Origin of the sequence: Bacillus sp. F56 (assembly GCF_001748205.1) — a bacterium.
GTDB classification, from domain to species: domain Bacteria; phylum Bacillota; class Bacilli; order Bacillales; family Bacillaceae; genus Bacillus; species Bacillus stercoris.
This window is the reverse complement of the sequence record NZ_BDFC01000004.1, coordinates 686,648-711,727: the sequence shown is the minus strand read 5'-3', so window position 1 is coordinate 711,727 and position 25,080 is coordinate 686,648. Positions and strand designations below refer to the sequence as shown.

Annotated in this window: 24 protein-coding genes and 1 tRNA gene; 10 read left to right on the top strand and 15 right to left on the bottom strand. The window is 44.6% G+C overall.

All coding sequences use genetic code 11. The features are described 5' to 3' along the window. Window positions 1-11: 11 nt before the first annotated feature. The 3 genes from BFW96_RS03695 to BFW96_RS03685 form a co-directional block, all read right to left on the bottom strand. Window positions 12-1,832: a polysaccharide biosynthesis protein gene (locus BFW96_RS03695; protein WP_200761845.1), complete on the bottom strand. Its 1,821-nt coding sequence runs from the start codon at window positions 1,830-1,832 to the stop codon at window positions 12-14. 234 nt (window positions 1,833-2,066) lie between these two features. Next, window positions 2,067-2,750: a protein tyrosine kinase EpsB gene (epsB, locus tag BFW96_RS03690; RefSeq protein WP_040081747.1), complete on the bottom strand. Its 684-nt coding sequence runs from the start codon at window positions 2,748-2,750 to the stop codon at window positions 2,067-2,069. Between the two features lie 5 nt (window positions 2,751-2,755). Next, the gene (locus BFW96_RS03685) at window positions 2,756-3,460 is read right to left on the bottom strand and encodes a YveK family protein (protein WP_069838677.1); all 705 of its coding nucleotides are present in this window, start codon (window positions 3,458-3,460) and stop codon (window positions 2,756-2,758) included. 245 nt (window positions 3,461-3,705) lie between these two features. On the opposite strand from BFW96_RS03685, the gene slrR reads away from it, so the two are divergent. The 3 genes from slrR (at window position 3,706) to BFW96_RS03670 (ending at window position 5,903) form a co-directional block, all read left to right on the top strand. Then, window positions 3,706-4,164: an HTH-type transcriptional regulator SlrR gene (gene slrR, locus BFW96_RS03680; protein WP_014665457.1), complete on the top strand. Its 459-nt coding sequence runs from the start codon at window positions 3,706-3,708 to the stop codon at window positions 4,162-4,164. A gap of 75 nt (window positions 4,165-4,239) precedes the next feature. Further along, window positions 4,240-5,709: a para-nitrobenzyl esterase gene (pnbA, locus tag BFW96_RS03675; RefSeq protein ID WP_069838676.1), complete on the top strand. Its 1,470-nt coding sequence runs from the start codon at window positions 4,240-4,242 to the stop codon at window positions 5,707-5,709. 2 nt (window positions 5,710-5,711) lie between these two features. Next, the gene (locus BFW96_RS03670) at window positions 5,712-5,903 is read left to right on the top strand and encodes a hypothetical protein (RefSeq protein WP_069838675.1); all 192 of its coding nucleotides are present in this window, start codon (window positions 5,712-5,714) and stop codon (window positions 5,901-5,903) included. A 26-nt stretch (window positions 5,904-5,929) separates the two neighbouring features. On the opposite strand, the gene padC is transcribed toward BFW96_RS03670, so the two are convergent. From padC to BFW96_RS03650, 4 genes are all read right to left on the bottom strand, one after another. Beyond that, on the bottom strand, window positions 5,930-6,415 hold the full coding sequence (padC, locus tag BFW96_RS03665) for a phenolic acid decarboxylase (RefSeq protein ID WP_069838674.1): 486 nt from the start codon (window positions 6,413-6,415) through the stop codon (window positions 5,930-5,932). Window positions 6,416-6,437: 22 nt separating this feature from the next. After that, on the bottom strand, window positions 6,438-6,893 hold the full coding sequence (locus BFW96_RS03660; RefSeq protein WP_069838673.1) for a DUF3237 domain-containing protein: 456 nt from the start codon (window positions 6,891-6,893) through the stop codon (window positions 6,438-6,440). 128 nt (window positions 6,894-7,021) lie between these two features. Beyond that, window positions 7,022-7,705: a broad specificity amino-acid racemase RacX gene (racX, locus tag BFW96_RS03655; RefSeq protein ID WP_069838672.1), complete on the bottom strand. Its 684-nt coding sequence runs from the start codon at window positions 7,703-7,705 to the stop codon at window positions 7,022-7,024. A gap of 15 nt (window positions 7,706-7,720) precedes the next feature. Then, entirely contained in the window at window positions 7,721-9,076 is a 1,356-nt protein-coding gene (locus BFW96_RS03650) for a serine hydrolase (RefSeq protein ID WP_069838671.1), read from the bottom strand. Window positions 9,077-9,614: 538 nt separating this feature from the next. On the opposite strand from BFW96_RS03650, the gene sacB reads away from it, so the two are divergent. The 6 genes from sacB (at window position 9,615) to BFW96_RS03620 (ending at window position 15,750) form a co-directional block, all read left to right on the top strand. Next, window positions 9,615-11,033, top strand: a complete 1,419-nt coding sequence (sacB, locus tag BFW96_RS03645; RefSeq protein WP_040081740.1) for a levansucrase — start codon at window positions 9,615-9,617, stop codon at window positions 11,031-11,033. Window positions 11,034-11,112: 79 nt separating this feature from the next. Then, window positions 11,113-12,663, top strand: coding sequence for a 2,6-beta-fructan 6-levanbiohydrolase (levB, locus tag BFW96_RS03640; protein ID WP_069838670.1), 1,551 nt, complete (start codon window positions 11,113-11,115; stop codon window positions 12,661-12,663). 107 nt (window positions 12,664-12,770) lie between these two features. Then, complete coding sequence (gene aspP / locus BFW96_RS03635) at window positions 12,771-14,333, top strand: aspartate/proton symporter AspP (RefSeq protein WP_069838669.1); 1,563 nt, start codon at window positions 12,771-12,773, stop codon at window positions 14,331-14,333. Window positions 14,334-14,428: 95 nt separating this feature from the next. Further along, window positions 14,429-15,013, top strand: a complete 585-nt coding sequence (locus tag BFW96_RS03630) for a TetR/AcrR family transcriptional regulator (RefSeq protein WP_069838668.1) — start codon at window positions 14,429-14,431, stop codon at window positions 15,011-15,013. 81 nt (window positions 15,014-15,094) lie between these two features. Next, window positions 15,095-15,430: a QacE family quaternary ammonium compound efflux SMR transporter gene (locus BFW96_RS03625; protein WP_014665468.1), complete on the top strand. Its 336-nt coding sequence runs from the start codon at window positions 15,095-15,097 to the stop codon at window positions 15,428-15,430. Next, window positions 15,430-15,750 (top strand): DMT family transporter, encoded by a 321-nt coding sequence (locus BFW96_RS03620; RefSeq protein WP_069150367.1) that lies wholly within the window; start codon window positions 15,430-15,432, stop codon window positions 15,748-15,750. The genes BFW96_RS03625 and BFW96_RS03620 overlap by 1 nt, the downstream gene beginning before the upstream one ends. A gap of 35 nt (window positions 15,751-15,785) precedes the next feature. On the opposite strand, the gene BFW96_RS03615 is transcribed toward BFW96_RS03620, so the two are convergent. Continuing rightward, complete coding sequence (locus tag BFW96_RS03615) at window positions 15,786-16,298, bottom strand: DUF3231 family protein (protein WP_069838667.1); 513 nt, start codon at window positions 16,296-16,298, stop codon at window positions 15,786-15,788. Between the two features lie 148 nt (window positions 16,299-16,446). Beyond that, window positions 16,447-16,522: transfer RNA gene (locus tag BFW96_RS03610), tRNA-Arg, on the bottom strand. 268 nt (window positions 16,523-16,790) lie between these two features. On the opposite strand from BFW96_RS03610, the gene clpP reads away from it, so the two are divergent. After that, on the top strand, window positions 16,791-17,381 hold the full coding sequence (clpP, locus tag BFW96_RS03605; RefSeq protein ID WP_014665471.1) for an ATP-dependent Clp endopeptidase proteolytic subunit ClpP: 591 nt from the start codon (window positions 16,791-16,793) through the stop codon (window positions 17,379-17,381). A 46-nt stretch (window positions 17,382-17,427) separates the two neighbouring features. Here clpP and pgmB read toward each other — a convergent pair whose 3' ends face one another. From pgmB to mdxF, 6 genes are read right to left on the bottom strand one after another with little or no spacing between them, the layout of a single operon-like run. Beyond that, window positions 17,428-18,102, bottom strand: coding sequence for a beta-phosphoglucomutase (gene pgmB, locus BFW96_RS03600; protein WP_069838666.1), 675 nt, complete (start codon window positions 18,100-18,102; stop codon window positions 17,428-17,430). Further along, window positions 18,099-19,784: an oligo-1,6-glucosidase gene (gene malL, locus BFW96_RS03595; protein ID WP_069838665.1), complete on the bottom strand. Its 1,686-nt coding sequence runs from the start codon at window positions 19,782-19,784 to the stop codon at window positions 18,099-18,101. Before malL ends, pgmB begins: the two co-directional genes overlap by 4 nt. Next, on the bottom strand, window positions 19,777-22,050 hold the full coding sequence (locus BFW96_RS03590) for a glycoside hydrolase family 65 protein (RefSeq protein ID WP_069838664.1): 2,274 nt from the start codon (window positions 22,048-22,050) through the stop codon (window positions 19,777-19,779). The genes malL and BFW96_RS03590 overlap by 8 nt, the downstream gene beginning before the upstream one ends. Beyond that, on the bottom strand, window positions 22,028-22,912 hold the full coding sequence (locus tag BFW96_RS03585; protein WP_069838663.1) for a DUF1189 domain-containing protein: 885 nt from the start codon (window positions 22,910-22,912) through the stop codon (window positions 22,028-22,030). The genes BFW96_RS03590 and BFW96_RS03585 overlap by 23 nt, the downstream gene beginning before the upstream one ends. A gap of 4 nt (window positions 22,913-22,916) precedes the next feature. Continuing rightward, entirely contained in the window at window positions 22,917-23,753 is an 837-nt protein-coding gene (gene mdxG, locus BFW96_RS03580) for a maltodextrin ABC transporter permease MdxG (protein WP_069838662.1), read from the bottom strand. Beyond that, a complete protein-coding gene (gene mdxF, locus BFW96_RS03575) occupies window positions 23,754-25,061 on the bottom strand; it encodes a maltodextrin ABC transporter permease MdxF (protein ID WP_040081736.1) in 1,308 nt (435 codons plus the stop codon). It abuts the gene before it with no gap. Window positions 25,062-25,080: the final 19 nt, after the last annotated feature.

Sequence of the window (25,080 nt, the reverse complement as noted above, 5' to 3'; positions counted from 1 at the left end):
TTTCACTCCCCCTAATGAACACCGGCAGCCGTCATGTTGTCTGATGTATTGATTGCCGCAAACAGCCTCGCTCTCAGGTCGGCTTCCGACAGTTCAGTGAAATCCTCGATAAAGCGCATCAGCACCGGCCAGTCGCCGTCTACCGCTTTGCCGATATGAATTTTTGGAAAGACTTGTTCAGCGTGGACTTCATTTTTGTTCAGTAATTCTTCATACATTTTTTCGCCGGGACGAATGCCTGTGAATTCAATTGGAATCTGCTCTGTCGTGTAGCCTGACAAATGGATGAGGTTTTTGGCCAGATCCACAATCTTTACGGGCTCTCCCATATCGAGAACGAAAATCTGGCGCCCTTTCGCCAGTGCACCGGCCTGAATTACAAGCCTTGATGCCTCGGGAATCGTCATGAAATAGCGGGTCATTGCCGGATGTGTTACTGTCACAGGGCCGCCTTTTTCAATCTGTTTTTTGAAAATCGGAATAACGCTGCCGCGGCTCCCGAGTACATTGCCGAAGCGGACAGCAACAAATTTGGTACTGCTGACTTTTCCAAGATTCATAATAATCATTTCCGCGAACCGTTTTGTCGCCCCCATTACATTGGCTGGATTCACCGCTTTGTCCGATGAAATCAGCACGAATGTCTCAGTTCCCGACATATCGGCTGCTTCCGCGACATTTTTTGTTCCGATAATATTGTTTTTGACCGCCTCTTCAGGATTGTGTTCCATTAAAGGGACATGCTTATGTGCAGCTGCATGGTAGACAACATGCGGCTCGTACTTTTTCATCAAGGTAAACATTTTATCGCGGTCCTGCACATCAGCGATTTCCGTATGGAACACAATGTGTTTGCCGAATCGTCCATTCAGCTCTGTATAAATCGAATGAATGCTGTTTTCCCCATGGCCGAGCAGAATGATTTCCTTAGGCAAAAACGCGCTGATCTGCCGGCAGATTTCCGAGCCGATTGATCCGCCCGCTCCCGTGACGAGAACTGTTTTTCCTTTGATGCGGTTTGAAATTTCGCTAGTGTCGAGGGTCACCGGCTTTCTGCCGAGCAGATCCTCAGCTTTTACATCTCTGATTTGTCCGGCAGTTCGTGTGCCGAGCAGCATTTCCTCAAAATGAGGCATAATTTTAATGCTTACTCCGGTTCGCACACATTCTTTATATAACACCTGAAGCTCATGGGTGCGGAGTGAAGGAATGGCAATAATAATATAGTTAATTTTGAGCTTTTGCACCGCAGGCATGATACTTTCTTTTCCGCCGATTACGGGCAGCCCCATGATTTCTAATTTATGTTTCGTTTGGTCGTCATCAATAAAAGCGACAGGTATGATATCAGGTTCATCTTTCGAAAGCAGCTGCCTGACCATCAGAGTCCCACCTGAGCCCGCCCCGATAATCAGCGCGCGAGACGAGGCGCAGCGTTTTTTTCTAATGCTTTCGTTTAATACTCTGGATAAAATACGCGTCCCTCCAATGGACAAAAGCTGAAGCACCCAGCACGCGGTTAACAGACGAAAGAACATCGTATGATACACAGCATACTGAATGACGCCGGTCACAGCGGCGGAAAGCGTAATGCCTTTAAGCAGGACAAGCAGCTCGCCGAGCCCGGTGTATGTCCACACCTGTTTATACTGATTGAACAGGAAAGCACACACATGATAGCTGAGGAGCAAGCTGACAGCGGTAAGCAGTAATGCTCCGGAGTCATAAAATTGATAGGAATCTTTTAAAAATTGATATCCTGCAATAACTGAATTTAAAACGAGGTAAGTATCCAGCGCAATAATCATTGACAGTCTTCTCCGGTAACTCAACCTATTCCCCCCTAATTCTTTTATCGGTTTAGCTGCGGCGGTTTTCGTCTCTCCAAAACATCGGCAGCAGCTAAACCGATAACACGTCCTATGTATATATCAGATAAGTGGGCATTTAACCCATCCTCACGCCCCGCCAGCGACGACCAGCATCTAAGGCAGCAACTTCAGCTGCCCACAGCAGAGCCGAGTGCCTCCATTGATACAGGTCAGGAGACATCACCTTTCCAAAAACTAGTAGGAATAGTGTTCCGATTTTTTCATTTTCTTTTTGTTTAAAAGAGCGCCTAACAGCTTCGCATTGGATTGTTCCAGTGCATCTTTTGCTTTCAGGACGGTATCGGTTTTTGTTTTTCCGCTTAAAACGACGAGCACGCTGCCGTCTGTCTGATTTGCTAGAATCTGAGCATCGGCAACAGCCAAAAGCGGAGGGGAATCAAAGATGACGAGGCTGAATTGTTCATAGATGTCAGATATTAAATCTCCCATTGCTTTTGAAGACAGCAGTTCTGCCGGATTTGGCGGGGTCGGGCCGCTTGTCAGGATGTATAAGTTATCGATCGGCGTCTTTTGCACCGTCTCACTGAGTGAAGCATTACCGACCAGCACATTTGTCAGCCCGGTTACATTCTCAACCTGAAACGTCTGATTGATGGTCGGCTTTCTTAAATCGGCATCCACCAGCAGTACTTTCTTTTCCTGCTGCTGCGCAAAGACAGCCGCAAGATTCGCTGCACTGAACGATTTACCTTCACCAGGCACAGAGGAGGTGACGAGGATGGATCGCAAGTTGGTCTGGACAGATGAGAACTCAATGTTTGTCCGGATGGTGCGATATTGTTCCGCAACAACTGATTTATTGTGTAAAACAGATATTTGAGCCAAACCCCGCCTTGCTTTCTTTTTTCTAAAGATCACTCGCTTCACTCCCCGAAATGTTTTATCCCGCGATTCCGCCCTTTTTGAACATCAGGAACGGAGCCTAAGCATGGCAATCCGGTTCTCTCGCTGAGCTGCCGTGCGCTTTTGCACGTATCATCGAGAAAATGCAGAAAAAATGCCAGTGTAATGCCGCCCATGACAGCAGCGCCAAAAGCCATGACCATATTTCGCAGCCGGGCCGGCTTGATCATCGGGCTTTCCGAAGCCTTCGCCTCTGATAATATATGTACGCCTTGTACATTCATTCTTTCATCTACTGCTCTTTCAAACTTGTTCACTAATGTGTTCGCAATCTCAGCCGCTTTCGCCGGATCGTGATCCTGGACGGCAACGGTGATAATTTCTGATTCATTTTCACTGCTGGTGATTACTTTTCCTTTCAGCGAGGAAGCCGATTCAGATAGGTGCAATTCCGCCTTGACCTCTTCCATCAAGGCAGTGCTTTTCATAATCGATTGGAACGTGCTGCTATACTGAAGATTTCGCTGGATGTCACTGAGATTCGAGTTTTCTTCACCGTCTGATTCATGAATCAGCACCTGTGACGACGCCTGATAGGTCGGTGAAATAACCTTAAATTGCACAAAACCCGTAATCAGGGTAACGCCGATTGTGATGAGCAGAATCAGCACGAATCTGTGTCTGACAATCGCATATAATTCTTTAAAACTCATATTCTCATTCATGTATTCATAGCCTTCAGCCTTCCCGCGGCTGGCTTCCCGCGCCCCTTTCTGTTAATGATTGGATTATAAAAGAAAATAGTATTATTTAAAAATTGCAAAATAAGCCAATAAGTTCTCTTTAGAGAACAAAATCATGATTTTCCTCTAATTTACTGCACTTCCCTTATTATTTTAAATTTTATAAAGAACGAATAATTCCTTATAATGAACAAAATAACGACAGGAATAGAGGAGAATTTCACATTATGATTGGAAGAATTATCCGTTTATACCGTAAAAGAAAAGGCTATTCTATTAATCAGCTGGCGGTTGAGTCAGGTGTATCCAAATCCTATTTAAGCAAGATTGAAAGAGGCGTTCACACGAATCCATCCGTTCAATTTTTAAAAAAAGTTTCGGCGACACTGGATGTGGAATTAACAGAATTATTTGACGCGGAAACCATGATGTATGAAAAAATCAGCGGCGGTGAAGAAGAGTGGCGCGTACATTTAGTGCAAGCCGTACAAGCCGGAATGGAAAAGGAAGAATTGTTCACTTTTACGAACAGACTCAAGAAAGAACAGCCTGAAACGGCTTCTTACCGCAACCGTAAACTGACGGAATCCAATATAGAAGAATGGAAAGCGCTGATGGCGGAAGCAAGAGAAATCGGCTTGACTGTCCATGAAGTCAAATCCTTTTTAAAAACGATGGGAAGATGATGATCGGCTAGAGGGCTAACGTTCGCACCTTCAGGGTAAATCTGTTTATAATGGGTGAAAAAGGGAGAGGACACAATGACTCATCAAATAGTAACGACTCAATACGGCAAAGTAAAAGGCACAACGGAAAACGGCGTACATATATGGAAAGGCATCCCCTTTGCCAAACCGCCTGTCGGACAATTGCGTTTTAAAGCACCTGAGCCGCCTGAAGTATGGGAAGGTATGCTTGATGCTACAGCCTATGCCCCTGTTTGTCCGCAGCCGACTGATTTACTTTCACTATCGTATGCTGAACTGCCGCGCCAGTCCGAGGATTGCTTGTGTCTCAATGTATTTGCGCCTGACACTCCAAGTCAAAACCTGCCTGTCATGGTGTGGATTCACGGCGGCGCTTTTTATCTTGGAGCGGGCAGTGATCCATTGTATGACGGATCAAAACTTGCGGCGCAGGGAGAAGTCATTGTCGTTACACTGAACTATCGGCTGGGGCCGTTTGGCTTTTTGCACTTGTCTTCATTTGATGAGGCGTATTCCGATAACCTTGGGCTTTTAGACCAAGCCGCCGCACTGAAATGGGTGCGGGAGAATATCTCAGCGTTTGGCGGTGATCCCAATAACGTAACAGTATTTGGAGAATCCGCCGGCGGCATGAGCATTGCCGCGCTGCTCGCAATGCCTGCGGCAAAAGGCCTGTTCCAGAAAGCCATCATGGAAAGCGGCGCTTCTCGAACGATGACGAAAGAACAAGCGGCGAGCACCGCGGCAGCCTTTTTACAGATCCTTGGGATTAACGAGAGCCAATTGGAGAAATTGCATACGGTTTCTGCGGAAGATTTGCTAAAGGCGGCTGATCAGCTTCGGATCGCAGAAAAAGAAAATATCTTTCATCTGTTTTTCCAGCCCGCCCTTGATCCGAAAACGCTGCCTGCTGAACCAGAAAAAGCAATAGCAGAAGGGGCTGCTGCCGGCATTCCTCTATTAATCGGAACAACCCGTGATGAAGGATATTTATTTTTCACCCCTGATTCAGACGTTCATTCTCAGGAAACGCTTGATGCTGCACTCGAGTATTTATTAGGGCAGCCGCTGGCCAAGAAAGCCGCCGATCTGTATCCGCGTTCTCTGGAAAGCCAGATTCACATGATGACTGATTTGTTATTTTGGCGCCCGGCCGTTGCCTATGCATCCGCACAGTCCCACTACGCCCCGGTTTGGATGTACAGGTTCGATTGGCACTCGGAGCAGCCGCCGTACAATAAAGCGTTTCACGCATTAGAGCTTCCTTTTGTCTTTGGAAATCTGGACGGGTTGAAGCGGATGGCAAACGCGGAGGTTACGGATGAGGTGAAACAGCTTTCTCACACGATACAATCAGCATGGATCACGTTCGCCAAAACAGGAAACCCAAGCACCGAAGCTGTGAATTGGCCGGCGTATCACGAAGAAACGAGAGAGACGCTGATTTTTGATTCGGAGATTGTGATCGAAAACGATCCGGATTCTGAAAAAAGGCAGAAATTATTCCCTTCAAAAGGAGAATAAACATGAGGAAAACAGGATATATTGGTGCTGCCATTATTGTGGCAGCTTGTATCATTATTTTGTCGGCCGTGTTATGTTTACGGGACACAGCCTATTACCAGCCTATGCGCTGGACTGGCATCACACTGTTTTTCGCGGGAATTATGATGGTTCCCACATACTCAGCAAAAAGAAAACCCGGAAAAGAGAAGTAAATCTCTTTTCCGGGTTTTGATGTTTCTTATAATTTTCCCGCACGAATATCGTCTGTCATTCCTTCATAAGGAGCCTTCGAAATCACTTTTTCATTGTCGACTCCCTCATTTTTCAGAAATGTAATTTCCGCAAATTCAGGTACAACGTATTTTGGATACGTTTCATATTTTTCGCGTGATTCTTTCATCAAGTCAATGTGGTCATTTTGGTAGCACACTGTAATTTCAGGATGTTCATGCACCCATTTCGGGAAGAAAATAATGCCGTGCATGCGTTTTTCATTTGGCATAAAGTTTAATGAAACATCCGTGCCAGTCGGCTCTGTCCAAGACACTTTATATACGCCTTCTGTCAGTTTGACAATATTCACTTCCTGATCCCGAACCCAGCGTCCGGCAACCATTCCGCTATGAATTCTATAATCAATTGTATGGTCGTTTTTAATATAAATCTCGTATTCCCAACCGTTTTCATACGTATAAATCATGTGGCTTCCGATAAAGTTTTCCATCTTTCACACTCTCCTTAGTCTTTTACTGTACTTCATAAATGTCTAGTCGAACGTAATCAGGGGTTCTTTCTGCGGAACCGATAAACAAGCGGTCATGCAGCCATTGATAGGCTTCACTGCCTGTTTCAAACGTCGGTACCGTACGAAAATAAACATGCTCCGGATCAATGATTTCCCCGGCTGCCGCTTGTTTTCGAAACGGCTCGCTGACTTGCCGTATTCCATTGTTTTCAATGTAAATCAGTTCATGATCTGCTGTTTCGATTACATACCTGGCAGATAAATCGGTTCTGCCGTCAGCACGTATCATTTGCGAATCGGTGCCGCCCGGCAAAATACGTCCCTTTACTTTCCCGGTTATTGTTCCCGAACGAACCGGAATAAATCGTCTCAGTCCCAGGCCTGTCTCACCAATTGTGATAGGCGGATCAACCTTGATCTCTAAAGAGGAGAATGGTTTTAAAATCGGCTTCTTCAAGAGCCACCTCACCTTCAGAAAAAATCATGTAACTATTTACATGTCTACTTTAACACCATTGCAGTTAACTGTCAAACAATAGGAACATAAAAAAACAAGGACTGTTTGAAGACAGTCCTTGTCTTAAGCTAGCTTTGATACGCAAGATATGTGCTGACAGTGCTTTTTGCAAGACAGGCAGAGGAATCTATCATCGGAATCTCACTTTGAATATGATCTAACACCGCATTTAAATCCGTGCAGGCTGAAATGATGATGTCTGCATGCTGACTGATTTCTTCATATAGCGTCTGCCACAATGCTTGTGTATGCTCCATATGATTAGGCTGTTTGATTGCGGCGATAAGCTGGTTCACAGTCTGCTGCCAATGGTCCTTGTGAACAACTTCTTGTCCATTTTCCTCCAGAACTTTTTGGTAGATGGCGGATTGGATGGTTGGCTCTGTTCCTAACACCACCGCTTTTTTTGCAGGATGCGGAATCTCTTTTATCGTTTCCTCAACAATATGCAACATAGGAACCGACAGTGCCTGCTGAATCTCTTCATAGTAGACATGCGCCGTATTACAAGGCAGCGCAATGAAATCAACGCCTGTTTTCTCGAGCTTTACCGCCCCGTCGATAATCGCTTTTTTCATCTCAGCATGGTCAATTGGACGATCTGCATAGAAGGGCGTCGGGCATGAATAGATCATCATGTGCGGGTAGTCAATATCGTTTGAAGCCCCATACAGCTTCTGACAGTAATCAATCACCTTATCAATAAACGGCGAGGTCGATTTCGGCCCCATTCCGGCTAATATTCCGATCATCAAATTCATTCCTTTCTAATTCGTACGGACCGCTTCTTCCTCTGAGCCATCCTCATAGAGGATAAAGCTTTTCGCAGCATCCTCGCCTAACATAAACTCGACTTCAACAGACAATGCTCGCAGAAAAAAACGCGTTTCCGAGGAAGGGAATAACTCCAGTCTCAGCTGCCCGGTGATCTCCAAATAAAGCCGTTCATTCTCGGCTGTCACCTGTGCAGCCGTCCCATCCTGAAACAAGTAGCTGCCAACATAGCGGCTGTATATCGCCGTATCAATTGCTTTTTTCTTTTTATCAGCAGGACGTTCCGGGACCTCATATGGCTGGCCAAATAGAATATGTTCCGCCGCCTTCAGAATCGCTTGTTCATATTCAGTATCCTCTTCCTTATTACTCAAATAGATCAGCGTTTTACGATGATCGATATATCGGATCATCATCGTCGAATAGCCGGGCCATCCTCCGCTGTGGCTGACAACCCGCCCTTTTTCAGGACTGTTTTGCAGTACCCAGCCAAAGCCATAATCAATTGTTTCTCCATTATTGAGGCGCACTGGAGAAAACGCGGATTCCTTAGAAGCCTTGCTGATGAATTCGTCCTGGTATAAAGCCTGATCAAAACGAAATAAATCGCTTGTGACAGAGTTCACCGTCCCATCCCCTTGTATGCCATCAAGGTACACAACATAGTTCGTTTCCTCCAGGTCGTCTGGAAGGACGTATGTTTCGGAGTGTACATCATACACATATCCATATGCATAATGGTCAATTCGCTCAGGCAAAAGCCTCCTGTTATACACTCTTGTTTCATTCATGCCGATCGGTGAAAAAATACTTGTTTTCATAAAATCCGCATAACTCATGCCAGATGCTTTTTCAATGATAACCGCCAGCAGAACATACCCTGTATTGCTGTACAGCCAGCCTTCATTTGGCTCAAAATAACCGGGCAGCCCCTCATTCATCAGCATATCGACAATATCCTGATTCACCGCAATCTTGTTTTGATCCCAATTGGCAAAAAACCATCCCATATAATCAGGAAGCCCTGACGTATGGTTCAATAAATGCCGAATCGTTACACCCTGATACGGAAAGCCAGGCAGCCAGCGACCCACTTGGTCTTCATAGCCAAGAATCCCCATCTCCTCCAGCAAGATGATTCCCAAAGCTGTAAAAGGCTTCGACAGAGACGCTAACTCAAACAAAGAGTTGGTTTGCAACGGGCGTTTTTCAGTCATTTCCGCATAACCAAAAGAGTGATGATATAAAATATCGCCACCCTCCGCAGCCAGAACCGTCCCGTTAAACTGATGTTTTTCGCCTAATGTCTCAAATAACGTCTGAAAATGCTTTCTTTTATTCTGCTTCATTCCTCCACCTCCCATAGCTTTGTACGTTACCAGGCTATGAACGTTTCAAATATTTTGAAATATCCCTCAGTTAGAGATCCTTTTTAATCGATCACGTATACACGCCGTTCACGTTTGTTTAGCGGGATGAGATCATGTGGTATTTTCTGAATTATTATTAAAAAGACAACTTTATGCCTATGCGACAGAGGCAATAAAAAATGCAGAGAACGAAAAGAAATCGATAGATATTTTAGTTCCTTAGACCTGTAATCTTATAATCCGTTTATGTTTTTCTATCAAACAAAAGAGGAAAATAGACCAGTTGCAATCCAAACGAGAGTCTAATAGAATGAGGTCGAAAAGTAAATCACGCAGGTTTGTTACTGATAAAGCAGGCAAGACCTAAAATGTGTAAAGGGCAAAGTGTATACTTTGGCGTCACCCCTTACATATTTTAGGTCTTTTTTATTGTGCGTAACTGACTTGCCAACTTCAAACAGGAGGGCTGGAAGAAGCAGACCGCTAACACAGTACATACAAAAAGGAGACATGAACGATGAACATCAAAAAGTTTGCAAAACAAGCAACAGTACTAACCTTTACTACTGCACTGCTGGCAGGAGGCGCAACTCAAGCGTTTGCGAAAGAAACAACTCAAAAACCATATAAAGAAACTTACGGCATTTCCCATATTACACGCCATGATATGCTGCAAATCCCTGAACAGCAAAAAAATGAAAAATATCAAGTGCCTGAATTCGATTCGTCCACAATTAAAAACATCTCTTCTGCAAAAGGCCTTGACGTTTGGGACAGCTGGCCATTGCAAAACGCTGACGGCACAGTCGCAAACTATCACGGCTACCACATCGTCTTTGCATTAGCCGGAGATCCTAAAAATGCGGATGACACATCTATCTACATGTTCTATCAAAAAGTCGGCGAAACTTCTATTGACAGCTGGAAAAACGCTGGCCGCGTCTTCAAAGACAGCGACAAATTCGATGCAAATGATTCAATCCTGAAAGAACAAACACAAGAATGGTCTGGCTCAGCGACATTCACATCTGACGGTCACATCCGTTTGTTCTACACTGACTTTTCCGGTACACATTACGGCAAACAAACACTGACAACTGCACAAGTTAACGTATCAACATCAGACAACTCTTTGAACATTAACGGTGTAGAGGATCATAAATCAATCTTTGACGGCGATGGCAAAACGTATCAAAATGTACAGCAGTTCATCGATGAAGGCAACTACAGCTCAGGCGATAACCATACGCTGAGAGATCCTCACTACGTAGAAGATAAAGGCCACAAATACTTAGTATTTGAAGCAAACACTGGAACTGAAGATGGCTACCAAGGCGAAGAATCTTTATTTAACAAAGCATACTATGGCAAAAGCACATCGTTCTTCCGTCAAGAAAGTCAAAAACTTCTGCAAAGTGATAAAAAGCGCACTGCTGAATTAGCTAACGGCGCACTCGGCATGATTGAGCTAAACGATGACTACACACTGAAAAAAGTGATGAAACCGCTGATTGCATCTAACACAGTAACAGACGAAATTGAACGTGCGAACGTCTTTAAAATGAACGGCAAATGGTATCTGTTCACTGACTCCCGCGGGTCAAAAATGACGATTGACGGCATCACGTCTAACGATATTTACATGCTTGGCTATGTTTCTAATTCTTTAACTGGCCCATACAAGCCGCTGAACAAAACTGGCCTTGTGTTAAAAATGGATCTTGATCCTAACGATGTAACCTTTACTTACTCACACTTCGCTGTACCTCAAGCGAAAGGAAACAATGTCGTGATTACAAGCTACATGACAAACAGAGGATTCTACGCAGACAAACAATCAACGTTTGCGCCAAGCTTCCTGCTGAACATCAAAGGCAAGAAAACATCTGTTGTGAAAAACAGCATCCTTGAACAAGGACAATTAACAGTTAACTAATAAAAACGCAAAAGAAAATGCCGATATCCTATTGGCATTTTCTTTTATTTCTTATCAACATCATAAAGGTGAATCCCATATGAACTATAAAAAAACAGGCAAATGGCTAACCGTATTCCTGAGCTTTTTAGGAATATTGCTGTTTATCGACTTATTTCCAAAAGAAGGACATGACCAAAAAACAAAAACAACACAGAAACCGGACTACCGGGCGGCATATCATTTTACGACGCCGGATAAATGGAAAAATGACCCTCAAAAACCGATCTATTTTGATGGCAAGTATCATTATTTCTATCTATATAACCGGGATTACCCCAAAGGCAACGGCACAGAATGGCGCCATGCCGTCTCAGAGGATTTGGTGCACTGGACCGATGAAGGCGTGGCGATTCCGAAATATACAAACCCGGACGGTGATATTTGGACCGGTTCCGTCGTGGTGGATAAAGAGAACACAGCCGGCTTCGGGAAAAATGCGCTTGTCGCGATTGTGACACAGCCCTCAGCCAAAGACAAAAAACAGGAACAATATTTGTGGTACAGCACAGACAAAGGAAAATCATTCAAATTCTACAGTGGCAACCCCGTTATGCCTAATCCGGGCACAGACGATTTTAGAGATCCGAAAGTGATATGGGATGACCAGGATAACAAATGGGTCATGGTCATGGCTGAAGGATCAAAAATCGGCTTTTATGAATCCGATAATCTTAAGGACTGGCATTACACAAGCGGATTCTTCCCAGAGCAGGCGGGAATGGTCGAATGTCCTGACCTCTACATGATGCGGGCAAGCGACGGAACGAATAAATGGGTTCTCGGTGCGAGCGCTAACGGTAAACCGTGGGGCAAACCAAATACGTACGCCTACTGGACCGGAAGCTTCGACGGAAAAGAATTCACAGCGGATCAGACTGAAGCCCAATGGCTTGACTATGGTTTTGACTGGTACGGCGGTGTGACGTTCGAAGACAGCAAAAGCACAGATCCATCAGAAAAGCGGTATGCGCTTGCCTGGATGAACAATTGGGATTATGCCAACAACACCCCGACAATGAAGAATGGCTTTAACGGCACAGATTCTGTCATACGCGAACTCCGGCTGCAGGAGCAGGACGGAACATACAGCCTCGTCTCACAGCCGATTGAAGCTTTGGAGCAGCTGACTGTTTCAACTGACAAAATAGAGGATCAGGATGTGAACGGATCAAAAACACTGTCGATAACAGGTGATACGTACCAGCTTGATACGGATCTTTCTTGGTCAGTGCTAAAGAATGCAGGCGTCAGGCTAAGAGAATCAGAAGACCAAAAACGCCATATTGATGTCGGCATTTTCGCTGAAGGCGGCTATGCATATGTCAATAGAGCAGCCACAAATCAGCCTGACAAAAGCAATACCTATGTCGAAAGCAAAGCTCCTTATGATGGAAGCAAACGTAAGGTGCATTTGAAAATACTTGTTGATAAAACAACGATAGAAGTATTTGTTGGCGACGGGAAAACCGTTTTTTCAAATGAAGTCTTCCCAAAGCCTGAAGATAAAGGCATTACCCTTTTTTCTGATGGCGGCACAGCCTCCTTCAAAAATATAACAGTAAAACACTTTGATTCGATTCATAAATAAAAACAGGTGCAGCGCAGGCTGCGCCTGTTTTTTTATTAAGGGCGGTATTCTCTGTTACATATTGGGCATTGTAAGGAATATAAGGCTGGTTTCGAAGGAGGAAGCGAATGTCTAAACAAGGAAATTTTCAGAAATCAATGTCTCTGTTTGATCTGATTTTAATTGGGATGGGAGCCATCTTTGGATCAGCGTGGCTGTTCGCTGTCAGTAATGTCGCTTCAAAAGCTGGGCCCTCCGGCGCTTTTTCCTGGATCCTCGGAGGAGCCATTATCTTGTTAATCGGGCTCGTATATGCAGAGCTCGGAGCCGCTCTGCCCCGTACCGGAGGCATCATTCGATACCCCGTTTATTCACATGGCCACCTTGTCGGCTATTTAATTTCGTTTGTCACGATTGTCGCTTACACAAGCTTGATTTCCATTGAAGTGACCGCTGTGCGCCAGTATGTGGCTTATTGGTTTCCCGGCCTGACCATTAAAGGATCTGATTCACCGACCATTTCCGGCTGGATCTTGCAGTTTGCCTTATTATGCTTGTTTTTCCTGCTGAACTATTGGAGCGTCAAAACCTTCGCTAAGGCGAATTTCATCATATCGATTTTTAAATACATTGTGCCGATTACCATCATTATCGTGCTGATCTTTCATTTTCAGCCGGAGAACTTATCCGTTGAAGGATTTGCACCGTTTGGATTTACAGGTATTCAGGCCGCCATCTCGACAGGCGGCGTGATGTTTGCGTATCTCGGCCTGCATCCAATTGTATCTGTAGCAGGTGAAGTGCAAAATCCAAAGCGTAATATCCCGATCGCTTTAATCATTTGCATCATCGTTTCAACCATCATTTACACTGTTTTGCAGGTCACCTTTATTGGTGCAATTCCGACAGAAACGCTGAAGCATGGCTGGCCGGCAATAGGCCGGGAGTTCTCATTGCCGTTTAAGGATATTGCGGTCATGCTTGGGTTAGGCTGGCTTGCAACGCTTGTCATTTTAGACGCCATTCTGTCTCCAGGAGGAAACGGGAATATTTTTATGAATACGACATCTCGGCTCGTTTACGCCTGGGCGCGCAACGGGACATTATTTGGCATATTCTCAAAGGTCAATAAAGAAACGGGGACACCCCGCGCTTCACTTTGGCTTTCGTTTGCCCTGTCCATTTTCTGGACACTTCCCTTTCCTTCGTGGAACGCGCTCGTCAATGTCTGTTCAGTCGCGCTCATTCTTTCATATGCGATTGCACCTATTTCTTCTGCTGCGCTGAGGGTTAACGCGAAGGACTTAGACAGGCCGTTTTATTTAAAAGGAATGAGCATTATCGGTCCGCTTTCCTTTATATTTACAGCGTTTATCGTGTACTGGTCAGGATGGAGAACAGTCTCCTGGCTGCTCGGTTCACAGCTCGTGATGTTTTTGATCTATCTCTGTTTCAGCAAATATACGCCTAAAGAAGATGTCAGCCTCGCTCAGCAGCTGAAATCAGCCTGGTGGCTTATCGGGTTTTATATTATGATGCTGATCTTTTCCTACATCGGTTCTTTCGGACATGGTTTAGGGATCATCAGCAATCCCGTCGACCTCATTTTAGTCGCGATCGGCTCACTGGCGATTTATTACTGGGCAAAGTATACCGGGCTCCCAAAAGCCGCAATTGATTATGATAAATAAAGAAGCAAGAGGTTTTCTTGCTTCTTTATTCTTTACAAACATACATACACGCGATAAAATGAATGAGAGTCAGTCATTTCTAGGAGGTGTTCCTCTTGCCAAAACAAACATCGGGCAAATATGAAAAAATTCTGCTGGCAGCCATAGAAGTCATTTCTGAAAAAGGCCTGGATAAGGCTTCTATTTCTGATATTGTCAAAAAGGCCGGCACTGCACAAGGAACATTCTATTTGTATTTCTCATCTAAAAATGCCCTCATACCGGCCATTGCAGAAAATCTTCTCACCCATACATTTGATCAAATCAAAGGCAGGCTGCATGGGGACGAGGATTTTTGGACCGTTTTAGATATATTAATTGATGAGACATTTCTCATTACAGAACGCCATAAGGATATTATTGTCCTCTGTTATTCCGGGCTTGCGATCGACCACTCCATGGAAAAATGGGAAACGATCTATCAGCCTTATTATTCCTGGCTTGAAAAAATCATCAATAAGGCCATTGCAAACCATGAGATAACGGAAGGAATCAATTCAAAATGGACGGCCAGAACGATTATCAACTTGGTCGAGAACACTGCGGAACGATTCTATATCGGATTTGAACAAGATGAAAATGTTGAAGTGTATAAAAAAGAAATCTTTACTTTCTTAAAACGAAGTTTAGGTACTGCTTAAAAAATGACTGGGTAACACCGCTCATTTTTTAACGCCCTGAAAATGACTGACGTTCATTCATAAATTAGAGAGGTGTTTCATTTGAATTGGGTTCTTGTTTTGATTGCAGGACTTTTAGAAGTTGTTTGGGCCTCTTCCCTCAAACATGCCGATTCGCTTTTGGATTGGGTCATCATTTTTATCTTGATCGCGATCAGCTTTCTATTGTTGATCCGCTCTTATCGAAAAATCCCGATGGCCGCGGCGTACACTGTGTTTGTCGGAATCGGAACCGTCGGAACATATATGACCGGAATTGTTCTGGGCGAATCCTTCTCAGCAGCCCAGATGTTCTTTCTAGCTTTGTTGCTGGCTGGCATTTTAGGAATGAAATTATTTACGAAAGAAAGCAAATCTCAGCCGGGAGGTGAACAATAATGGCATGGTTTTTATTAGTGATTGCCGGCATAGAAGAAATTATAGCTGCCGTTGCCATGAAATATATTGATGGGACAAGAAAAAAATGGCCGATCATTGTGATGACGCTTGGATTCGGCTTATCCTTTTACTGCCTGTCCCAAGCGATGATCGTCCTGCCTGCCGGAGTCGCTTATGCCGTCTGGACCGGCATTGGCAGCATTGGCGTTTCGGCAGTCGGGCTCATTTGGTTTAAGGAGCGGTTTCAGCTCTCACAGGTGATTTCTCTTTGCCTTATCCTAGCCGGCGTCATCGGCTTGCGTCTTACGTCTTCTTCATAAAATAAAGGCATATACAGCTGTATATGCCTTTGCCATTAAGCGTCGTGATGTTTTTGAAGATGAAGCGGCGGCGGGATGAGCCAGCCTTTGTTTTTTAGCAGCCTTAAGTATTTTGCGCCGGTTGCCGCTTTTGATATATGAAATTGCCCAAACATCATGGCAATATCCTCACGAATCGATTGCCCCATCATTTTGCTGCATGTCACAAGACCTGCAGCATTTTCCGCTGCCGCGGAGGCCGCCACATCCGGATCGAGAAACCGTGCACCAGGCGGAATATCGTTAAGATCTGCTGTCGGCGGTTCAGGAGAAGCCGGCGGCAGCGCCACCCCGTTTTCTTTCAGGATCGTGCTGACCTGTTTGATTTCATCTTGGCATTTCTCAATAGACTCACGTAGCAGCTTCTTCAGGTCGTCATCACCGACATGATGCAATAGCATCTGGTAATTGCCGACCATTTTATTGCCCGCCATCACATAACTCCACAAGCCGAATATCTCACCATAATGCATCGGTTCATCCTGCGGGTTTCCGCTTAAAATACCCATGTTCATCCTCCTCGCAAATTCAATATCGCACATCTCATAAACTGCCCGAGAGGAGGAAAATTTATGTTGCAGCAAGAAAGATTTATGAAACAAAAAAGACAAGAGCGGCAAAATGCCAAACCCTTGTCTTTCCTGTTGTTCTATTGGACGCGCTCGGAGGGATTCGAACCCCCGACAGACGTGGTACCGGAAACCACCGCTCTATCCAACTGAGCTACGAGCGCATATGGACTGCGTTATGGAACGTCAGCACAACTAATTATACGATAATTTCATTCAAATAACAACCCTCTATTTCGAGAGGCCGCTTTTTAAATAGACACAGCATCTTAATTTGCAATTTGACATAAGATGGTTTGAACCCCTGTATTTTTGGGGAAAATGGGAAAAAGAGACGACTTTGCATATCAGGCCAGCTTTTTGTTTGACCTTTATTGACCAAAAATGTATCATGTAACTACATACTTACCTAAAAGGTGAAGGAGGAGCATTATGAATTTAATACCTACAGTCATTGAACAAACGAACCGCGGGGAAAGAGCATATGACATTTATTCTCGTCTATTAAAGGATCGTATCATCATGCTTGGATCTGCGATTGATGACAACGTTGCGAACTCCATCGTGTCACAGCTTTTATTCTTAGCAGCAGAAGACCCTGAAAAAGAAATTTCTCTTTACATCAACAGCCCGGGCGGCTCTATTACAGCCGGTATGGCGATCTATGATACCATGCAGTTTATTAAACCGAAAGTATCTACAATTTGTATCGGTATGGCTGCGTCAATGGGCGCGTTCCTGCTTGCAGCCGGTGAAAAAGGCAAACGCTATGCGCTTCCAAACAGTGAAGTCATGATTCACCAGCCTCTTGGCGGTGCGCAAGGTCAAGCGACAGAAATTGAAATTGCCGCGAAACGCATTCTCTTGCTTCGCGACAAATTAAACAAAGTCCTTGCTGAACGTACTGGCCAGCCGCTTGAAGTAATCGAACGCGACACAGACCGTGATAACTTCAAGTCTGCTGAAGAAGCGCTTGAATACGGCCTGATTGACAAAATTTTGACTCACACAGAAGACAAATAGTCACAACAAAACCTGCAAGAGCTGCGTCTCTTGCAGGTTTTTTCATTTAAACACTTTTGATTCTATACTGCTCCCATTCCCCGTGTAACAGCTCAAGTGTCAGATCACTCGTCTGCCTCACAACCAGATCAGCACCAAGCATCGACTGTTCTTGACCGACTCCAACCGCAAACATCCCTGCGGATTTGATTGCGGAAATGCCTGCTTCTGCGTCTTCTATTGCCGCGCAATCAGCCGGGGAAACATCGAGCAGCGCTGCAGCTGTTAAAAAGATTTCAGGATCGGGCTTCCCCTTCGCAAGAGCTGCCGGGTCAACAATGGCATGAAAATCATCACTAATCGCCAAACGTTTTAAGATCGCGCGGGCATTGCGGCTAGAGGATGCTAACCCGATTTTTATATTTTCGTTTTTTAATTCACAAAGAAAACTGCCGATTCCCGGCAAAAGATCTTCCGGCGTCAATTTGCTGATCAATGTTTGATAATATTGATTCTTTTGATGCATGAGTTCTTGTTTCTCAGCATTTGTATACTTTTTTTCCGCTCCGCCAAAAATAAGTATCCTTTCAAGTGACGCTTCTCGGCTGATTCCTTTTAGCCTTTCATTCATGTCTCTGTCAAAGGGGATATTGATTTGTTCTGCGATGTGCTTCCACGCAAGAAAATGAAATTCAGCTGTATCTGTTATCACTCCGTCTAAATCAAAAATGACCGCTCTCATATGCTAATGCCCATCACAGCTTCATAAGGTTTGAGGCTAATACTTTTCAAGTCAGCCGGCTCCTGCGGATAGTTCGAAATCAGCACTTTCCAACGCTCATGAATCAGTTCCGGAGGCGCTTCGAACAGCGCCTTTTCTTCCGACAAATTCACAACGACGAGAAGCTTTTCCCCTTGATATTCTCGGAGGTAAGAAAAAACTTGCGGATCATTTTCCTGCAGCAGCTGATAATTGCCATAGATGATGATCTTATATTGCTTTCGTAATTGAATGAGCTTCTGATAGTAATAGAAAATGGAATCTTGATCTTCCAAGGACTCTTTCACATTGATAGCTTGATATCGGGAATTTACCGGTATCCACGGGTCTCCGGCTGTGAATCCCGCATGTTTTCCGGCATCCCACTGCATCGGTGTTCTCGCATGGTCCCGTCCTTTTGTCATCACGGCTTTGAGAAACTCTTTTTCTGACATCGTTTTGTTTTCAACGACTAGCTCACGATAAGCATTTTTGATTTCAAGATCGTCATACATCTCCAGCGGCATATCGCTGTTAACCATACCGATTTCTTCTCCCTGGTAAATAAACGGCGTTCCTTTCATGCCGTGCAGAACCGTTGCAAATGCCTTCGCACATTCCTTACGCAGCTTCCCGTCATTGCCCCAGCGGGAAATAACCCTCGGCTGGTCATGGTTTTCAAAATACAGGGTATTCCAGCCGACATTCATTAACCCAGTCTGCCACCTTGTCATCGTCTTTTTTAAAGCAACCAAATCGAACGGTTTGATCTGCCATTTTCCATTTGGCGAGTTTTGTTCTGTATCAATATCCATATGTTCAAATGTAAAGATCATATTCAGCTCTTGCCTGCCTGCGTCTGTGTACTTTTTCGCCTCTTCAATATCAGAGCCGTTTGCCTCTCCAACCGTCATGCAGTCGTAATGAGAAAGCACTTCCCTGTTCATCTCTTGAATAAACTCATGAAGTCGGGGGCCGTTAGAGTGATAACGGCCGACGATATAGCTGCGGGTGTGATCCGTTTCGTAGTCCGGAAAATCGGTGTGTTTGGAAATGGAGCCGATCACATCCATTCGCCAGCCGTCAACGCCTTTATCCATCCAGAATCTCATTACATCATAAACTTCCCGGCGAACGGCGTCATTTTCCCAATTTAAATCAGGCTGTTTTTTCGAAAAGTAGTGCAAATAATACTGTCCTGTCCTTTCATCGTATGTCCACGCCGAGCCTGAAAAGATCGATCCCCAATTATTCGGCTCTGAGCCGTCCGGTTTAGGATCTTTCCAAAAATAATAATCCCGGTAAGGATTGTCCTTCGATTTACGGCTTTCAGCAAACCAGGCATGTTCATCCGACGTGTGGTTCACAACCAAATCCATGACGATTTTCATTCCGCGTTTATGCACTTCATCTATCAGCTGAAACATATCTTCATTTGTCCCAAACTTTTCGTACATGTTTTTGTAGTCACTGATATCGTAGCCGTTGTCATCCTGCGGGGAATCAAACACCGGGGAGAGCCAGATGACATCCGCCCCGAGATTTTTGATGTAATCCAGCTTTTGAATCACACCTTGCAAATCCCCGAATCCATCTCCATTGGCATCATAAAAACTGCGCGGGTAAATTTGATAAACGACAGCTTCTTTCCACCATTCATTCATTAGGGATTCTCCTTTCACATCGTCCCTTTAGGACAACCGGTTCCTCATAAACTTTCATATGCAGCGGCTCGCCTTTTACAAGCTCAAACACGGCGCTCCTTTCGTCAACCGTCACATTGAGTAATCGGTTTCGATAATTGATGTTGAATGAATAGCCGTCCCATTCCTTCGGTAAAAACGGATGAAATGACAGCGTCTCATTCGCGGTGCGCATGCCCGCAAAACCGTGAACAATTGCCAGCCAGCTTCCCGTCATTGAAGTAATATGCAAGCCTTCTTCCGTATCATGATTGTAATTATCAAGATCAAGCCTTGCTGTGCGCTTATATAATTCGAGCGCTTTTTGTTCCAGCCTGAGTTCGGCTGCGAGAATCGCATGGACAGAGGGCGATAGGCTTGATTCATGAACAGTCATCGGTTCATAAAATTCAAAGTGTCGCCGTTTTTCTTCTATTGTAAAAAGGTCATTAAAAAAATACATGCCTTGGAGAACATCTGCCTGCTTAATAAAATTGGAGCGGAGAATTTTGTCCCATGACCAATTCTGATAAAGAGGCCGATCAGCTGGATCTAATTCATCAACTGTTTGCAGGTCTTTGTCCAAGAATGTGTCATGCTGAACGAAAATCTGCAGTTCTTCACTATACGGATAGTACATGTGCTGGATGATTTCTCTCCAGACGCTCAATTCTTCTTCCTGTATATCAAGAAGGCGGCGTTTCTCCGCTGAGATACTTTCGAGATTTTCTAATGTATACTCCAACGTCCAAGCCGCAATGACATTTGTATACCAATTGTTGTTAACGTTGTTTTCATATTCATTCGGCCCTGTGACGCCATGGATCATATACTTGTTTTTTCGTTTCGAGAAGTGAACGCGGTCGGCCCAGAATCTGCTGACTGCCACAAGAACGTCTATCCCATATTCCTCCATATAGCCGCGGTCGCCTGTATAATTGATGTAATTGTAGATTGCATAGCAGATCGCGCCATTGCGGTGAATTTCTTCAAAGGTGATCTCCCATTCGTTGTGGCATTCATCCCCTGTAAACGTCACCATCGGATAAAGGGCCCCCTTCATCCCCAATTTTGCGGCGTTTCGTTTAGCAGGCTCCAACTGATGATAGCGGTACAAAAGCAGGTTTTTCGTCACCTCTGGCTCGGCTGTCGCCAAATACATCGGAACAGCGTAAGCCTCTGTATCCCAATATGCGGCACCTCCATATTTCTCGCCAGTAAATCCTTTTGGCCCGATATTCAAACGGGCATCGCCCCCGTAGTATGTCGAGAATAACTGAAAGATATTGTAGCGGATTCCTTGCTGAAGCTCCTCATCCCCTTTAATCTCAATGTCCGCTTTTGACCATCTTTCCTTCCATTGATCAGTGTGCCTCCGTTTTGCTTCTTCGTAACCGTTCTCAACAGCATTCGCCAAAAGCTCCTTAGCTTTCGTTAACAATTCTTCTTCCCGAAAATCACGGGAAGTCGTGACGATAATAAACTTTTTCAAAGATGCCTTCGTTTGGTAGCTGTAGCGATTCTCAACATACATCCCGGCTGTTTGAGAGCTTTCACTCACAAAGCCATCTGTCACGTTTGCCATTGCGGCTAAAACAGTAAAACGCGGTGTTCTAAATGGATTTTCGATCGTTTTTGCCGCTAAATAGCCGCTGTGGGAATCAGCCCCTTTCACTTCTTCCTGCCAAAACTGTTCTTGGTAGTTAGAATCTTCATTTGCCACATTTCCATCCAGGTATGGAACAAGCGTAATGACAGCATCTCCCGTCAAACACTCCGCTTCATAATGAATCGCGCAAAGTTCTTTTACAGCAAGGCTAAGAAATCGCTCCGAGCTGATTCTGACGGTTTTATCCTGAATGCGGACAACAGCGCTTCGCCGCAGAATCCCCTCTTTCATATTGAGTTCCACCTCAAATGATTCGATTTGATTTTGATAGAGATCAATTTTTTCACCGTCAACATATAAGCCTATGCCCATAAAGTTCATCGCATTGATTACTTTACCGAAATATTCCGGATACCCGTTTTTCCACCAGCCTACTCGCGTTTTGTCAGGGAACCACACGCCTGCAATATATGTGCCTTGGTGACTGTCGCCTGAATAGCCTTCTTCAAAATTCCCTCTGACCCCCATATAGCCGTTGGCAAGAGACGTCAGGCTTTCCAGCAGCCGCATGTGCTCCTTTTGAAATGTATTTGTTTTGATTTTCCATTCATCAATCTCAAATAACCGCTGATTTATCATCATTTCCTCCCGAATGTAAGTTTCCATTATCACGGCGGGTTTTTGTCAAATATCTAAATGCCAAAGTGATCATCAAAGTGACGCCGCACGAATGGATCATCAATACAGTAATTAAGTCAAAATGAACCAGGCCGATAGCAGCTGCCGCAAATGCCGGCAGTGCTGAAGCGCAAATCGCTATAGATGCCGCTTCCTTGAATGACGCAATAGAGACCATGTTTGATCTTTTTGTGATCCAAAGGCCTCCGGCAAGAACAACCGTTACAAACAGCTGGATCATCAAAATCACCGCATATGCCAGGAGCATAATCATCGGCTTATACTGCGCCAACCACAATGTATCGATCAAAACCTCTACATCATGGGCGTTTGGATTCTCGAGCTTAACGTCCATTTTTGCATAGCCAACAGAAAACCCTGCTCCGTTTTGATCGGTCATTACCAGTCGATCAGGCTGAAATACGATGGCGTTGTCAAATCCCTTCACTTTCAATCGCCCATTTTCACCGTTTGTCTCATATTCATGCTTCATATCGACCGCCATCACATTCTGCCCATCTTCAATCCTCTCAGAGCTCTTCACGCCTGTTAGTTTTCCATTTCTGATTTGAACACCTTGTAATTGATCAGCAAATGTATCATTCACCTTTTGAATCGCTGACGGCACGAAAGATGCAACGCTGAAACGATCCATTTTCAGAAACGAAACTGTCAACGGTGCCATCAAGGAGGCCGTTACAAACATAAAGAGAAAAGAGAGCTGCAGCCAGCTGAAGGTATTCCCGCAGCGGCAAACACCTGATGGAGATGCAACCGCCTTCAGGCAGCGGATGATAAAGCTTTTATTCTCCAGATTCTTCATTGAATTACCCCTTTGTTCCGCCGGCTGTCAAACCGGACACAAAGTTCTTTTGGAGAAAAAAGAATAGAACGCATATCGGCAGTGCGGCAAGGATGGCACCAGCCGCAAATAGAGCGACTTTTTGCTGCTGCGGATTTGAAATAAAGGACTGCAGCCCTACAGCAATGGTCAGCCTTTCCGGTGAGCGAAGCAAAAACTTTGCCAGCAAATAATCGCCAAACGGTGCCATAAACGCCCAAAGTGCTTGCACCGCGAGCATTGGCTTAACAAGCGGCAGAACGATTGAAGCGAAAATCCTCAGATGGCCCGCTCCGTCAATTCGCGCGGCTTCATCAATTTCTCTCGGCACAGTATCAAAATAACCTTTCATCAGCCACGTGTTCATCGGTATTCCGCCGCCGATATAGATGGCTGTCAAAAACCAGTATTGATCGAGTGCGCCTATCAGCATCGCTAAGACATAAAAAGCAGTCAGCGCTGCCATCGTCGGCACCATTTGAATGATTAAAAAGAATATCAGGCTCTTTTTTCTGCCTGCAAACCGATAACGGCTGTACGAGTACCCGGCAAGCGTCACGATTGTAACCTGCAAAACCATAACCGATAGCGCGATGACGAGTGTATTGCTGTACCAATTGAGATAAAGCGTTTCGTCAAATAGCCGCTTAAAATGATCCAATGTCCAAGCCCCCGAAAAATCGAGCTGAAAAGCCGCCGAATTCCCCACACGGAAGGCTGATGATGCCGTAATCAGCAACGGATATATAATGACAATACTTAAAAGCGTTAAAAACAAATACGTACAGATTCTACTAAGGAATCTGGCAGTTCTCGCGTTCACCTACATAACCTCCTCATTGCCAAAAGCATTCGATTTTTTGAAAGCAATCAGTGAAATTCCAATGACAATGAAAGAAATTAACAGTGTCACAGCCGCCGCAACAGAATATTGGGGTGATGTGCCTGTTGTCAGTTTATAAATCCACGAAATTAAGATATCGGTCGACCCGGCCCCGGCTCCCGCACTGCCTGGTCCTCCCTCATTAAATAAGTAGATGATCGAGAAATTATTGAAATTAAACGTATACTGAGTAATCATCACGGGTGCTGTCGCAAATAAAATCATCGGAAATGTAATATGCCGAAAACGCTGAATAAAAGTGGCCCCGTCAATCTTTGCCGCTTCATATAATTCACCTGGAATCGCCTGAAGCACTCCCGTTACCATGACATAAATATATGGAAAGCCCAGCCACGTCTGAATCATAATGAGGGCTGTCTTTGTCCAGAAAGGATCGGTCTTCCACGCGATCGCAGGCAGCTCAACAAACGGCAGATGATTGAATAGTGGAATCACCTGTGCATTCACCGCTCCTATGCTGTCGTTAAACATGTTGGAAAAACTCATGATTGTAATAAACGCCGGAACAGCCCATGGAAATAAGAAAATCATTCGAAATATCCGCTTGCCTTTGATAAAATCCTGATTGACGAAAAGGGCCGTCACAATACCTAAAATGATTTGCAGCGTTGTTGCACAAATGGTCCAGATGACCGTCCAGCCGAGTACATTTACAAATGTTTCACGATAGGAGCCAAGGAAAAAAATATTCAAGAAATTTTTAAACCCGACCCAGTCAATCAGATGATTAGGCGGTATATGATAAAAATCATAGTTTGTACATGCAACAAACAGAGTCACCAAAACCGGAAAGATAATCACAAATACCATCATGATATATGCCGGCAGTGTAAAGAGATATGGAAACCCTTTATCACCCGCATAACTGAGCATATCCTTGGCCGATGTATTGATCTCCAAACCCGCCGCTTTCATTGCGGCGGTCTTACGCGAATCATGAATATTAAAGATATAGAACATGAGGAAAATCACCGTCACGATCAATTGCAGCGTGCCTTCAATCAGCATAAACAGCGAGTGGTCTTCACCGGCAACACTTCCCAATGTCATCAATCCGGTTAGCGCCTGAATACCGAAAACGCATAATTCAAAAGCAAACAAGCCTGTGATGGCAAGAAATAAGAGCCCCTTTGACAACTGCTGATTCGCAATCTGCCCAAGTCCTGGAATGATCGATAAAAGCCCTGCCTTTCGTTTTTGCTTTGCAAGTGTATGATGTTTATTCATTTTTCCGCCCTCTATTCTT